Below are 13,957 nucleotides of genomic sequence, written 5' to 3'. Positions count from 1 at the left end.
AAAATATGAAATTTAAAAAAAAAGCTATTTTTTCTTTTTTTAATAGAAAAAATAGCTTTTCATTATTCGACATTATCGATAAAAATTAACGATGCTTACGACAACAACATTTTAATAATTTTGTCAAAATAATCCCAACAACTGCTGCTGCACCTAAAGAAAGAATAGGACGATCACGAACGAAATTTACCAATGATTCCATTTTGCCTTCTTCACCATATAGACGATTAAATTCGTCCTCAGCTGTCGCAGCAAAATCTTCAGCTTTACCATTAAGCCCAGAAAAATGATCATCTGCTTTATTTTTTATATCATGAAAACTATCTTTGGCACTATTCTTAGCATCATGAAATTTATCTTTTGCATCATTTTTTAAATCATGCAGATCATCTTTTGCTTGATTGGTATTGCCTTTCAGTTGCTCTTTGCCTTGATCTATCGCAGCTTCGACTTTTTCACTTACATCTTTTACTGAATCTTTTAGATCTTTACTCATAAGAAATATCCTTTATTTAACAAAATTTTATATATTCTGAACTATTCAAGTATGACAACACTATCCTATAAAGTCCATACAAAATCCCAAAAACCTTTATATGCAATATAAAAAAAGAATTAATAAATCTTTGATGATATATATATATAAAGGAGATTACATATTTTCAAATTTGAGCTATAAGCCTAATTATTCCTTTTTTTGTATATGTCATAAAATAATCATATTTTAACTACAGATAAGACTTGTAAAACATATTCAATAATAGTTGCTTTGGTTAAACTCATAAAAAGATCGTGAAATAATGCAGTCCCCTCCTTCATCAAACAATGATCATAATACAGCAGATACTCTATCCTCTTCTCCTAAAAGTTATCCATGGATCAAAAGATTTTTTTTAATTTTGATTCTTATTATTGTTTTAGTTATTGGATATCGTTTTGTACACACTACTTTTTTTACATCAGAAAAAAAAGCAGCTGAGTTACCAAAACCTGTTGCTATAGCAATTGCAAAAAATCAAGATGTCCCTGTTGTATTTACAGAGCTTGGAACCGTTATTCCGATTGCAAATATTACCGTTCCAGCAAGAACCTCAGGATATTTACAAGATGTATATTTTACCGAAGGACAAAAGGTTAAAAAAGGCGATTTACTAGCATTAATTGATCCACGTCCCTATGAGGCTCTTCAAGCTCAATACGAAGGCACATTAAAATCTGATGAAGCCTCATTAAAACAAGCTAAATTAGATAATACACGTTATCAACAGCTGTTAAAACAAAATAGTATCGCACCAATGACTGCGCAAGATCAACAATATAAAGTCGCCCAACTTGAGGGACAAATCAAAGCAGATCAAGCGCTTATTCGACAACAAAAATTGAATGTGATGTATTCTCATATTATAGCACCTGTTGATGGTCGTATTGGAATTAGACAAGTAGATGCTGGAAACTATGTCACTGAAGGCCAAAGTAACGGGATTGCAACGTTAACACAAATGACTCCAATCTCTGTTATCTTAACAGTTCCTGAGAATAAGCTAAGCATGATTTTAGAAGCCTTAAAAAAACAACCAAAACTTTCTGTTGAAGCCTGGAACAGTGATAACACAACAAAACTAGCGAACGGCACGACCAGTGTTGTCGATAGTCAAATTGACACATCCACAGGAACTGTACGTATGCGGGCAATTTTTCCAAATGCAAATTGGGAATTGTTCCCGAACCAATTCGTCAATGCACATATTTTAGTAAAAACCCTAAATCAGGTTCTCACAGTCCCTAATAATGCTATTCAAACAGGTCCTAATGGTTCTTTCGTCTATATTGTACAAAAGAATTCTACTGTGAAACTACAAAATGTTACTACTGGATATGATGACGGTGAACATACTGTTATTGAAACAGGATTAAAACCCGAAGATAAAGTAGTAACAGATGGTATTGATCAACTTCGTGATGGTGCCAACGTTGTTATTCCAAATAACCCACAATAGTTTTTTTTACTTTTCTTTAAATTTGGATAAGTTCTGATGAATCCTTCACGCCTCTTTATTCTGCGCCCTGTAGCAACTACCCTACTCATGCTTGCTATTCTTATTTGCGGAATATTAGGCTATCGCTTGTTACCTCTTTCCGCCTTACCACAAGTAGACTATCCAACCATTACAGTCAGCACCTTTTATCCTGGCGCCAGTGCAGAGGTAATGATGACCTCTGTGACTGCACCTTTAGAAACACAATTAGGGAAAATCCCTGGTTTAGACGAAATGACCTCGCAATCGTCAGGTGGAGCATCCGTAATTACATTACGTTTTAATCTGACGATGTCTATGGATGTTGCAGCACAAGAGGTACAAGAGGGTATTAACCAGGCCAACTCATTACTACCTACTGATCTGCCTACACCACCAATTTATGCAAAAGTTAATCCTGCAGACACGCCTATTTTTACTCTAGGGATAACGTCCTCTACACTCCCTTTGACGGAAGTTGAGGATTATGTAAATACAAGATTAGCTTCAAAAATCAGTCAAATTTCTGGCGTAGGACTAGTTACCCTATCAGGTGGACAACGCAAAGCTATTCGTGTTCAAATGAATATTCCAAAACTAACATCTTTTGGAATAGATTTAGATAGCGTTCGTACAACTATTGGCAATGTAAACGTCAACTCGCCTACAGGGACTTTTGATGGCCCACAACGTGCTATCACTTTACAAGTCAATGGACAAATTCAAAGCGTTGAACAATTACTCAATCAAATTATTGCTTATAGTAATAACGGGCCTGTTCGATTAAAAGATGTAGCAACAGTTGTTCAAGGACCAGAAAACACACAACTACAAGCTTGGGCAAACAAAACTCCTGCTCTAATTTTAAATGTACAACGGCAGCCCAGTGCAAATGTGATCGACGTTGTGGATAATATCCAAGCCATTCTTCCTCAATTAGAAAGCTCTTTACCCTCTGGTATTTCTTTAACACCATTAACAGATCGTACTGTCACTATCCGTGCATCTGTTCATGATGTTAAACTCGAGTTACTTTTGGCAATTATTCTTGTTATTGGTGTTATTTTTGTTTTCTTAAAAAATATTTCAGCGACCATTATTCCAAGTCTTTCTGTTCCTTTGTCTATCATTGGTTCAGCTGCTATTATGTATTTACTAGACTTTTCACTCGATAATCTTTCTTTAATGGCATTAACCATCGCAACGGGATTTGTTGTTGATGATGCCATCGTGATGATTGAAAATATCAGCCGTTATATTGAAATGGGTGAAGATCGTATGACGGCAGCCCTTAAAGGATCAGAAGAAATTGGTTTCACAATTATCTCATTAACCATTTCATTAATTGCTGTTTTAATTCCTTTATTATTTATGGGAGACGTTATTGGTCGGCTATTCTATGAATTCGCTGTTACTTTATCCGTTACCATTATTATTTCTGCCATTGTTTCTTTAACACTTGTGCCTATGTTATGTGCTCGCATGTTACAAGAACAAACAAAAGAAAATCAAAAAATACATTTTTTTGATAAAATCATTCATAAAATCATCGCACTCTATGACAAAGGTTTACAGTTTGTCTTTAGACATCAAGCAATAACTTTTTTTCTAACAGGCTGCACCTTCGTACTTACTTGTGTTTTGGCATACTATATTCCAAAAGGTTTTTTTCCAACACAAGATAATGGTATTTTACAAGGAATGTCTGTCATGTCTCAGACATCTTCTTTGCAGGTTGTTTCAAAAAAACAACAAGAATTAGCGAATATTATTTTAAAAGATCCTGATGTCGTTAGTTTATCTTCTTTTGTTGGCATTGATGGGCAAAACATGACCATCAACCAAGGGCGCTTTTTAATTAATTTAAAAGAACGTAGTCAACGCTCAGCAACTGCAGATAAAATTGCAAAAAGAATTACCACAGCCGCTCATAGCGTCATTGGTGCTCAACTCTACTTACAACCAGTACAAGACCTTGCATTAGAGTCCTCCTTTAGTGCGACTCAATATCAATTTTTGCTAGAAAACCCAAATTACGAACAATTTCAAATTTGGGTGCCTCGTTTAATTGCAAAATTAAAACAAAATCCAATTCTTGCTGATGTAACCTCTGACTTACAAGCAGAGGGACCAGTTGCCAATGTAATCTTAGACCGTACGACAGGCGCCAGATACTCAATTACACCTCAAACTATTGATAACGTTCTTTATGATTCCTTTGGGCAACGTCAAGTTTCTACAATTTATACACAGTCTAACCAATATCGTATTATTTTAGAAGCTGAACCCCAATTTCAGAAACAAATTAAATCTTTAAATCAACTTTATCTTCCTGGAATTAGTGGTAACTCTGCTTCTGATAATACAAGCGGCCCTACACGTAATCCAACTGCAGGTCTTGTTCCGCTGCTTGAGGTAACCACTGTCAAATACTCAACTGCCCCATTATTAATCACACATTACAAGCAATTCCCTGCAACAACGATTTCTTTTAACATTGCTAAACATGCTTCTTTAGGAGATGCAACAAAAGCAATTAAGCAAGCAGAGCAAGACATTCACCTACCTTCAAGTTTTGTAATAAATTTCCAAGGCGTTGCATCAGCTTTTGAAAAAAGTCTTAGCAATGAACTATTCTTAATTATTGCTGCTGTTGTCGCTGTCTATATTGTCTTAGGAATTTTATACGAAAGTTTTATTCACCCAATTACCATTCTTTCAACACTCCCTTCTGCTGCTATTGGTGCGTTATTTGCTTTATGGGTAGATGGCAGCAACTTGGATATTATGGGTATTATTGGGATTGTTCTTTTAATTGGAATTGTTAAAAAGAACGCTATTATGATGATTGACTTTGCTTTGGAAGCCGAAAGAGTAGAAAAAAAATCATCTCTGGAAGCCATTCATCAAGCTGCCTTATTAAGATTCCGTCCAATTCTAATGACCACACTTGCTGCTATGTTCGCAGCTATCCCAATGATGTTAGGCACAGGAACTGGATCTGAATTACGTCATCCTTTAGGAATTTGTATTTTCTGGGGATTGGTTGCCAGCCAACTATTAACATTATTTACAATTCCAGTTGTATATTTATATATGGAACGCTTAAGCCTATGGCTTCGTAAACGCACTGTATCACGTTATCGCCAAAAACAACTTAATCAGAAAGCTGGACAATGAATATATCCAAGCTTTTCATTAAACGACCAATTGCCACTATTCTCTTAACAATTGCTTTGGTAATTAGCGGTATATTAGGGTATCGCCTCTTACCAATTGCAGATTTACCCAACGTGGATATGCCTGTTATTATGGTCATGGCACAACAAGCTGGGGGAACACCAGAACAAATTGCATCCTCTATTGCAGGTCCACTTGAGAAACGATTAGGACAAATCCCTGGAACTAATGAGATGACGTCTCAATCAACTCAAGGACAAGTCAGAATTATCATGCAATTTGATCTGTCTCGAGATGTCAATAGTGCTGCTCGAGATGTTGAAGCTGCCTTACAAGCAGCAAGAGCTGATTTACCAACATCTATGCGATCAAATCCTTCTTATTTTAAAATGAACCCTGCCTCAGCACCCATTATGGTGATTGCGATTACTTCAAAAACTAAAACTTTAGCCCAACTTTATGACTATACAACTAATGTTTTACAACAACAGATCTCAGCTGTAGCAGGCGTTGGTGAAGTCGAAATTGGTGGCAGTGCTCTCCCTGCAGTTCGTATTGAGTTAAATCCTTTTCCTTTATTCAAATACGGAATTGGTTTTGAAGATGTCAGAGCGGCTCTTGCGTCAACTAACGCCCATACTCCTAAAGGTTTTATTGATGAAGGAAATAAACGCTATCAAATAGCGACTAATGACCAAGCACCCCATGCAAAAGATTACGAAAGCATCGTTATTGCATATCGGAATAACTCTCCTGTTATGCTCAAAAACGTCGCTAATATCATCGATAGTGTCGAAAATATTAATAATGCTGGCTATTTTAATAATATTCCCGCAATTATTGCTATTGTTTTTCCACAAGCTGGGGCCAATGTTATTGAAACAACTGATGCAATTAATGCAAAACTCCCCGTTTTACAGTCTGCTTTACCGGCTGATACTGAAATTCATGTCGCAATTGATCGCTCTGTAACTATTCGTGCATCACTCGCAGATACACAAATGACACTCATTATGTCTGTTGTATTAGTTGTATTCGTTGTACTATTCTTTTTAAGAAATCTTAGTGCCCTAACCATCCCAGCGATTGTTGTGCCAACCTCTATTATTGCCACGTTTGCCATGATGAAGTTATTAGATTTCTCTTTAAATAATTTCTCGCTTATGGCTTTAACAATTTCGACTGGATTTGTTGTTGATGATGCTATTGTTGTCTTAGAAAATATTAATCGTCATATAGAGGCAGGAATATCTCCCAAAAGAGCTGCACTTTATGGTGCAAAAGAAGTTTCTTTTACCATTATTTCAATTACAATTTCTTTAATTGCAGTTTTTTTGCCTATTCTTTTTATGGGCGGCATGGTCGGCAAATTATTTCATGAATTCGCCATGACCTTATCCATAGCATTATTAGCATCAATGGTACTATCATTAACGCTTACCCCAATGATGTGCGCCTACATGTTATCACGCCCATCTGATAAAAAGAAATCGTCACAAAATACATTCAAAGAAAAAATAAATAATGCATGTGAATCCTTTCTAGACGCAATGAGTGTTTTCTATCAAGAAACATTAAAAGTTGCTTTAAAACATCCTTTATCAATTGTCCTTTCTCTCCCTGCGACAATTATTTTAATGATTTTTCTTTTTATAACAATGCCAAAAGGTTTTTTTCCTGACGGTGATACAGGCATATTGATTTGTCATTTACAAGCAGATCAATCAATTTCTTTCCAGAATATGAGAAATAAAGTTATCGAAGTACAAGAAAAAATTCTTAATGATAAAGATATTCAATCTATTTCTGCTTTTACTGGAGGAAGAGCCGTTAATCAGGCTAATATTTTTATCCAACTTAAAGATAAAAATGTTCGTAAAGATTCTATTCAAGAAACAGTTGCTCGTCTTTCTAAACAATTACAAAATTTAGTTGGTGCAAAATTTTATATTACTATTCCAGGTCTAATTCGCTCAGGAGGACGTTCTAGTAACGCTGAATATCAGTATACATTACAAAGCGACTCATCAAAAAATTTATATGAATGGATGCCTAAACTGGTGCAAGCTCTTCAAAAACATCCTGACATTCTCCGTGATGTTTCTTCTGACGTCCAACAAGGCGGAGAAGCTATCGATGTTGATATTTTAAGAGATACTGCAGCACGTGTTCAAATTACTCCTCAATTAATTTCCAACACACTCTATGATGCTTTTGGGCAAAGAGCAGCTTCCATTATCTATAATCCTTTAAACCAATATCGCGTTATTATGGAAGTTGATCCTAAATTTTCACAAAACGCCAATATTTTACAACGTACTTGGGTGAGCGTTTCTGGAGGCACTGCTGGAGGTGGCGCAACATCTAACACTATTCGTGTGTCTACAAACAACACCGTAAGTCAGCAAGACCAAGTTAATCAACTCAACTTTAAAAATCAAATTGCTAACCAATTAGCTGGAGGAAATGGAGCATCCAATGGATCTGCTGTTTCTACAAGCAGTGAAACAATGGTTCCTTTATCCATTGTCAGCCACAAAAAGCCAGCTTTAACTTCCTTAAGCGTTAACCATCAAAGTTTATTCGTTGCTGCAACCCTCTCTTTTAACCTCACAAAAGGAAAATCTCTTAGCGACGCCGTGAAACTGATAAAATCTGAAACTGTTAGAATCCATCTTCCTAAAAATATTTCAGGTAGCTTTGCTGGAAATGCTGCACAATTCCAAAAAAATAATAATAGTAGTGTTGCTCTAATTTTTGCAGCTATTCTTGCTGTTTATGTGACTTTAGGGATTTTATATGAAAGTTATATTCATCCCATTACCATTCTTTCAACACTTCCTTCTGCTGGAGTTGGCGCCCTACTTGCCTTAGATCTATTTGGAGAAGAATTCTCAATTATCGCGTTAATTGGTATTATTCTTTTAATCGGCATAGTGAAAAAGAATGCCATTTTATTAGTCGACTTTGCTATTAATGCGGAACAAATGGATAATATGAGCGCAAGAGAAGCCATTATTCTCGCATGTAAACTACGCTTTCGTCCTATTATGATGACAACAATTGCTGCAGCATTTGGTAGTATCCCTTTGATCATTACCACTGGTTATGCCAGTGAACTACGTCGACCTCTTGGTATTGCAATTGTTGGTGGACTAATTATGAGCCAAGCTCTCACTCTATATACAACGCCTGTCATTTATCTTTATATGGATAAATTGCGTCAATGGCGTCCTTTTAAACGTTTCTTCTCCAAACACAAAGGGCAACAACGTGCGTAACCTATCTTTTTCGTTATCATCTCTCTATCGAAATTCTATCTTCAAGAATTTATCGATCGCTTGTGTCCTCTCGTTAAGCAGTTGTATGGCTGGTCCAAACTATCATCGTCCCTCAGCAATTGTCTCTCCACAATTTAAAGAATTGCAACCTGCATCAGGGTGGGTTGCTGCAGATCCTAGCCTAGCCTCTGCGTCTAAAGGCGAATGGTGGACTGTATATAACGACCCTTTATTAAATCAACTGGAAGAACAAATTGATATTTCCAACCAAAATTTAAAACAATACGAAGCCTCATATCGCTACGCACGTGCTTTGATTGATCAAACCAGAGCTGGTTTTTTCCCAACACTTACCATGAGCCCTAGCTTTAATCGTCAAGGAAATGGCGGCGGAGCAACAAGCATCAGCAGTGGTGGAAATATTAGCTATGCAAAAGGTCAAACACAAAATACATATGCTCTGCAAACTGCGGCGAGTTGGGATCTAGACTTATGGGGTAAAATTCGTAGAAATACAGAAAGTCAAGTAGCGTCAGCACAAGCAAGTGCGGCAGATTTAGCAAATGCTCGTCTTTCTTACCAAAGTCAACTTGCACAAGCTTACTTTAATTTGCGCTATCAAGACTCTTTAATTGACCTTCTCCAACAAAATGTTGATTTTTATGCAGCCTCATTACGTGTTACACAAAACCAACATTATGCAGGCACCATTGAACCCACAGCTTTTTTACAAGCTAAAACTCAACTACAACAAACTAAAGCAGAACTAACACAAGCAGGAATTGCCAGAGCTCAATATGAACATGCTATTGCAATTTTAATCGGTAAACCTCCTGCAGAAGTCAGTATTCCACATGGAAAACTAAGTTTTACCGTTCCAGCTATTCCAGTTGGTGTTCCATCTACACTTTTACAACGTAGACCTGATATCGCCTCAGCAGAAAGAAAAATGCAAGAACAAAATGCACAAATCGGTGCCGCTATTGCAGCCTTTTATCCCGATGTAACACTCAGCGCAGATTTAAGCTATAGTGGAGATCCGGTAGGTAGTTTAGTACAAGTTGCAAATCGTATCTGGTCTTTAGGCGCATCTGCTTCTGAAACTTTATTTGATGGCGGTTCCAGAACTTCTCTTGTCAAACAAGCAGAAGCACAATACGACATGTCTGTGGCAACTTACCGCCAGACCGTCTTAGAAGCTATCCAAAACGTAGAAGATCAACTTTCCAATCTTCGTATCTTAGAACAACAATATAATCAACAACAAGATGCTGTAAAACTTGCAAATCAAACAGTTAATATTGCCCTGAATCAATATAAATTTGGAACTGAAGACTATACAACAGTCGTCACCCAACAAGTAACATCACTTAGCAATCAACAGACTGCTCTTGGCATCCAACAACAACGTATGATCGACAGTGTTATCTTAATCCAAAATCTAGGTGGCGGATGGGATGAAAAACGACTACCAAGCCGATCTTCATTAACATCTAACTTGCCTTTTGTTCCTCCTTTTATCCAAAAAAATCCAAACTAACCTTTTAAAAGGATAAATTTTTAATATAAATATCAAAAATTTATCCTAATATCATTTATACAACGGAAGATGTATTTCTTATACGACCTCTATAATAAGAAACTAATGCTAATAAAAAAGCAGCAATCGATAAAATAGCACCTGCAAAATTCGGAGATGAATACCCAAACTGATAGGCAATAGTAAGCCCCCCTATCCATGCTCCTAAAGCATTCCCCAAATTAAACATTCCAATATTAAAAGAAGAAATAAGATTAGCTGCTCCGGCTTGACGTGCTTTTGTCATAACCAAATGCTGAATTGGCGAAACAGTTGCAAAACCAAATGCTGCTATTAAAAAGACACTAATAAATAAAACCCATTGATTTGCAGCCATAAAATATAAAATCAGCAACATGATCGCTTGTAACAGTAAACTAAATAATAAGACAGGCATCAGCGATTTAACCGCCAACTTCCCCCCTAAAGTATTACCTATACATAACCCCAATCCGAATACAAAAAGAACGATGGATACAGTCGTATCATGCAGACCAGCAACATGTGTAACCACAGGAGCAATATAAGTAATTGAAGTAAAAAAAGCTGCAGGCCCTAAAACCGTAATAGCCAATGCAATTAAGACATCCATATCTTTAAAAACTGCAAATTCACGAGCCAAATTAAAATCAGCTTCATCCTCTTTTTTAATATCACTAGGAACTAGTTTAGCAACAGCAATAAATGCCACAACTCCAATAAATGTAATCATATAAAACACAAAATGCCATGATATTTTATAACCTAAATAAGTTACTAAAGGAGTACCTATCAAAGTAGATAAAGTTAACCCACTAAACATAAAAGAAATTGCTGCAGTCTCTCTTCCTTTACATAGCTCAACGGCAATCAGAGAACCAATACCAATAAATGCTCCATGAGCAAGAGAGGTAATAAAGCGTCCAATTAATGTTACAAAAAAATATGGTGACCAAGCAGTTACGAGGTTCCCTATGATAAAAAAACTGACTAATATCAACAACATTTTCTTCTGAGGAACTTTAGCTCCTAAAATCACAATAATCGGGGTAAATATAAAAACACCTAATGCATAAACTGTTGCAGCATACCCAGCATCATCAATCGAAATTGAAAAATCATGAGAAATAAAAGGCAATAAACCTGATATTGAAAATTCTGTAATTCCAATACCAAAAGTCATCATTGCCAACGCCCATATCGCTAATGGCATAGTTGCCCCCTTTTTAACCTTGTTAATCATATGAAATAAGAATGACAACAAACATCCACAAGCTATCTATACCAAATAAACAAATTATTTTATGATAAAACACATAAAAAAAGAGGCAGGAAAACCTACCTCTCTTTTAAAACTCAATGCAATAAAGCAAAGATTTATGCAGCAAAATCTTCTGCATCTTCTACTTCAGGTTTTGGACCACTGTCTAAACCTTTTGCATTTACATCACGTTCAATCAGTTCGATTACAGCCATATTTGCTGCATCTCCGTAACGAACGCCTGCTTTTAATACGCGGCTATAACCACCTTGACGTGCTTTATAACGTTCTGCAATTGTTGAGAACAATTTAGAAACAATTGTTTCATCACGTAATAAAGCAAAAGCTTGTCTACGTGCATGTAAATCACCACGTTTACCAAGGGTAATTAATTTTTCTACAACAGGACGTAATTCTTTTGCTTTTGGCAAAGTTGTTGTAATTTGTTCATGCTTGATTAAAGCAACAGCCATGTTACGGAACATCGCTTTACGATGAGAACTTGTAACACCAAGCTTACGGCCAGACATACCGTGACGCATAATATTCTATCCTTTTTTATTCACAATGCTAAAACAGCTCATCTAGCCGCTTTGCTAACTCTTCAATATTTTCAGGTGGCCATGCAGGCACGTTCATCCCTAAAGACAAGCCCATTGATGAAAGAACTTCTTTAATTTCATTCAATGACTTACGTCCAAAGTTTGGTGTACGCAACATTTCCTGTTCAGTTCTTTGTACTAAATCACCAATATATACGATATTATCGTTTTTCAAGCAATTAGCACTACGTACTGATAACTCAAGCTCATCCACTTTACGCAATAGATTACGATTAAATGGAAGATCTTCTTGAGGTTCTTCGGCTTGAACAGGTTTTGGTTCATCAAAATTGATAAAGAGTTGTAACTGATCTTGTAAAATACGTGCTGCTAAAGCAACCGCATTTTCAGGAGTTACAGAACCATCTGTTTCCAAAGTTAATAACAATTTGTCAAAATCAGTCACCTGACCGACACGTGTTGGCTCAACTTTATAAGAAACACGACGAACAGGAGAATAAATTGCATCAATAGGGATCATTCCAATTGGTGCATCTTCTTGACGATTTGCTGCAGCTGGAACATAGCCTTTACCCATACTTACGGTAAATTCCATCCCAAGTTTTACACCATCATCAAGTGTACAAATTACTAAATCAGGATTCATGATTTCAATATCATGATCTGTTTGAATTTGCCCTGCTGTCACTTGTCCAGGTCCAACGGCTGATAAAATCATACGTTTTGGACCTTCACTATGCATACGAATCGCAAGTTGTTTTACGTTCAACACAATATCAGTAACATCTTCACGAACCCCATTCACAGATGAGAACTCATGAAGCACACCATCAATACGAAGCGCTGTAACAGCTGCCCCTTGAAGGGAAGAAAGAAGTATTCGCCGAAGCGCATTACCGAGCGTCATGCCGAAGCCACGTTCAAGTGGCTCCGCCACCACGGTCGCCACATTAGATGACGCCGAGCCCGGTTCGACTTCTAGCTTCTCTGGTTTTATAAGAGATTGCCAGTTTTTTTGGAGGACCAAGGTGGTGGCCTTTCAATTCAGAATCTTGCCATAGAGGCGACAAAATCCTAACCAAAAGATTAGGATTAATCTCCAGTTATTTTTCTAAATCACAAGAAAAATAACAAAGGAACTCATTAAACGCGACGTCGTTTACGTGGACGACATCCGTTATGTGGCACAGGGGTCATATCCCGAATAGAAGTCACGGTAAAACCAACAGCCTGTAATGCACGAAGTGCACTTTCACGCCCCGATCCTGGACCTGAAACTTCAATTTCAAGAGTTTCCATACCATGTTCACGTGCTTTTTTACCTGCATCTTCTGCAGCCATTTGTGCTGCATAAGGTGTAGATTTACGAGAACCTTTAAAGCCTTGTGCACCTGCTGAAGACCAAGAAATAGCATTTCCTTGAACATCAGAGATTGTAATCATCGTATTATTAAACGTAGACAATACATGTGCTACGCCTGAAATAATGTTTTTGCGTTCTTTTTTTCTAAGACGCGGAGCGGCGGGTTTCGCCATGACTTTTTTTATCCTGTTGTTTAGTTACACAAATAAAAACCAACCTAGGGACTAACGTGTTGCTTTTTTCTTACCAGCAATAGCAACCGCCTTACCCTTACGCGTACGCGCATTAGTATGGGTTCTTTGCCCTCTTACAGGTAAACCACGACGGTGACGTAAGCCACGGTAGCATCCTAAATCCATTAAACGTTTAATATTCATCGCGACTTCACGACGAAGATCACCTTCAACTTGATATTCACTATCAATTAACTCACGAATTTTCAGGATTTCATCATCTGAAAGTTCGTTTACTCTGCGTGCTTCAGGAATTGAAAGTTTATTACAAATTTCCTGTGCTTTTGTTGGCCCAATGCCATAAATATAACGCAGACCAATTGCTACCCGTTTATTTGTCGGGATGTTTACGCCGGCAATACGCGCCACGCCTGTTACTCCTCAATTAACCTAAAAACTCAGGCTTATTTCTTTAACAATCAGCTACTAAACAAAAACACAACTACTATTAATAAAAGTAATGTTTATCAAATATAATAGCTAACGACCTAAAATATCTATAA

Annotated in this window: 10 protein-coding genes; 4 read left to right on the top strand and 6 right to left on the bottom strand. The window is 36.9% G+C overall.

The features are described from left to right. Positions 1-85: 85 nt before the first annotated feature. Positions 86-496 carry a DUF883 family protein gene (locus CIN_RS11285; protein WP_008853186.1) on the bottom strand — a complete coding sequence of 137 codons (411 nt, stop codon included), beginning with the start codon at positions 494-496 and terminating at the stop codon, positions 86-88. A 304-nt stretch (positions 497-800) separates the two neighbouring features. Between CIN_RS11285 and CIN_RS01000 the strand changes: the two genes are divergently transcribed. Genes CIN_RS01000 through CIN_RS00985 form a run of 4 tightly spaced genes read left to right on the top strand, consistent with a single transcriptional unit; the run spans position 801 to position 10,016 of the window. Beyond that, a complete protein-coding gene (locus tag CIN_RS01000) occupies positions 801-1,997 on the top strand; it encodes an efflux RND transporter periplasmic adaptor subunit (RefSeq protein WP_008853185.1) in 1,197 nt (398 codons plus the stop codon). A 36-nt stretch (positions 1,998-2,033) separates the two neighbouring features. Continuing rightward, positions 2,034-5,195 carry an efflux RND transporter permease subunit gene (locus CIN_RS00995; RefSeq protein WP_050798295.1) on the top strand — a complete coding sequence of 1,054 codons (3,162 nt, stop codon included), beginning with the start codon at positions 2,034-2,036 and terminating at the stop codon, positions 5,193-5,195. Beyond that, positions 5,192-8,476, top strand: a complete 3,285-nt coding sequence (locus CIN_RS00990; RefSeq protein ID WP_040363647.1) for an efflux RND transporter permease subunit — start codon at positions 5,192-5,194, stop codon at positions 8,474-8,476. Before CIN_RS00995 ends, CIN_RS00990 begins: the two co-directional genes overlap by 4 nt. Positions 8,477-8,513: 37 nt before the next feature. Continuing rightward, the gene (locus CIN_RS00985) at positions 8,514-10,016 is read left to right on the top strand and encodes an efflux transporter outer membrane subunit (protein WP_040363809.1); all 1,503 of its coding nucleotides are present in this window, start codon (positions 8,514-8,516) and stop codon (positions 10,014-10,016) included. 55 nt (positions 10,017-10,071) lie between these two features. Here CIN_RS00985 and CIN_RS00980 read toward each other — a convergent pair whose 3' ends face one another. The 5 genes from CIN_RS00980 to rpsM form a co-directional block, all read right to left on the bottom strand. Then, entirely contained in the window at positions 10,072-11,247 is a 1,176-nt protein-coding gene (locus tag CIN_RS00980; protein ID WP_008853181.1) for an MFS transporter, read from the bottom strand. Between the two features lie 164 nt (positions 11,248-11,411). Beyond that, complete coding sequence (gene rplQ / locus CIN_RS00975; RefSeq protein ID WP_040363646.1) at positions 11,412-11,837, bottom strand: 50S ribosomal protein L17; 426 nt, start codon at positions 11,835-11,837, stop codon at positions 11,412-11,414. 28 nt (positions 11,838-11,865) lie between these two features. Then, positions 11,866-12,885, bottom strand: coding sequence for a DNA-directed RNA polymerase subunit alpha (locus tag CIN_RS00970; RefSeq protein ID WP_040363645.1), 1,020 nt, complete (start codon positions 12,883-12,885; stop codon positions 11,866-11,868). A 116-nt stretch (positions 12,886-13,001) separates the two neighbouring features. Next, positions 13,002-13,394 (bottom strand): 30S ribosomal protein S11, encoded by a 393-nt coding sequence (rpsK, locus tag CIN_RS00965; protein WP_008853178.1) that lies wholly within the window; start codon positions 13,392-13,394, stop codon positions 13,002-13,004. Between the two features lie 51 nt (positions 13,395-13,445). Beyond that, the gene (gene rpsM / locus CIN_RS00960) at positions 13,446-13,823 is read right to left on the bottom strand and encodes a 30S ribosomal protein S13 (RefSeq protein WP_008853177.1); all 378 of its coding nucleotides are present in this window, start codon (positions 13,821-13,823) and stop codon (positions 13,446-13,448) included. Positions 13,824-13,957 lie beyond the last annotated feature (134 nt).

Source organism: Commensalibacter intestini A911, from assembly GCF_000231445.1.
In the GTDB taxonomy this organism is placed as follows: Bacteria; Pseudomonadota; Alphaproteobacteria; order Acetobacterales; family Acetobacteraceae; genus Commensalibacter; species Commensalibacter intestini.
This window is presented reverse-complemented; position numbering and strand designations above follow the sequence as displayed.

Coding starts and splice junctions, on each gene's coding strand:
- CIN_RS11285 (WP_008853186.1), bottom strand. CDS start 496: ATGAGTAAAGATCTAAAAGATTCAGTAAAAGATGTAAGTGAAAAAGTC.
- rplQ (WP_040363646.1), bottom strand. CDS start 11,837: ATGCGTCACGGTATGTCTGGCCGTAAGCTTGGTGTTACAAGTTCTCAT.
- rpsK (WP_008853178.1), bottom strand. CDS start 13,394: ATGGCGAAACCCGCCGCTCCGCGTCTTAGAAAAAAAGAACGCAAAAAC.
- CIN_RS00990 (WP_040363647.1), top strand. CDS start 5,192: ATGAATATATCCAAGCTTTTCATTAAACGACCAATTGCCACTATTCTC.
- CIN_RS00980 (WP_008853181.1), bottom strand. CDS start 11,247: ATGCCATTAGCGATATGGGCGTTGGCAATGATGACTTTTGGTATTGGA.
- CIN_RS01000 (WP_008853185.1), top strand. CDS start 801: ATGCAGTCCCCTCCTTCATCAAACAATGATCATAATACAGCAGATACT.
- CIN_RS00995 (WP_050798295.1), top strand. CDS start 2,034: ATGAATCCTTCACGCCTCTTTATTCTGCGCCCTGTAGCAACTACCCTA.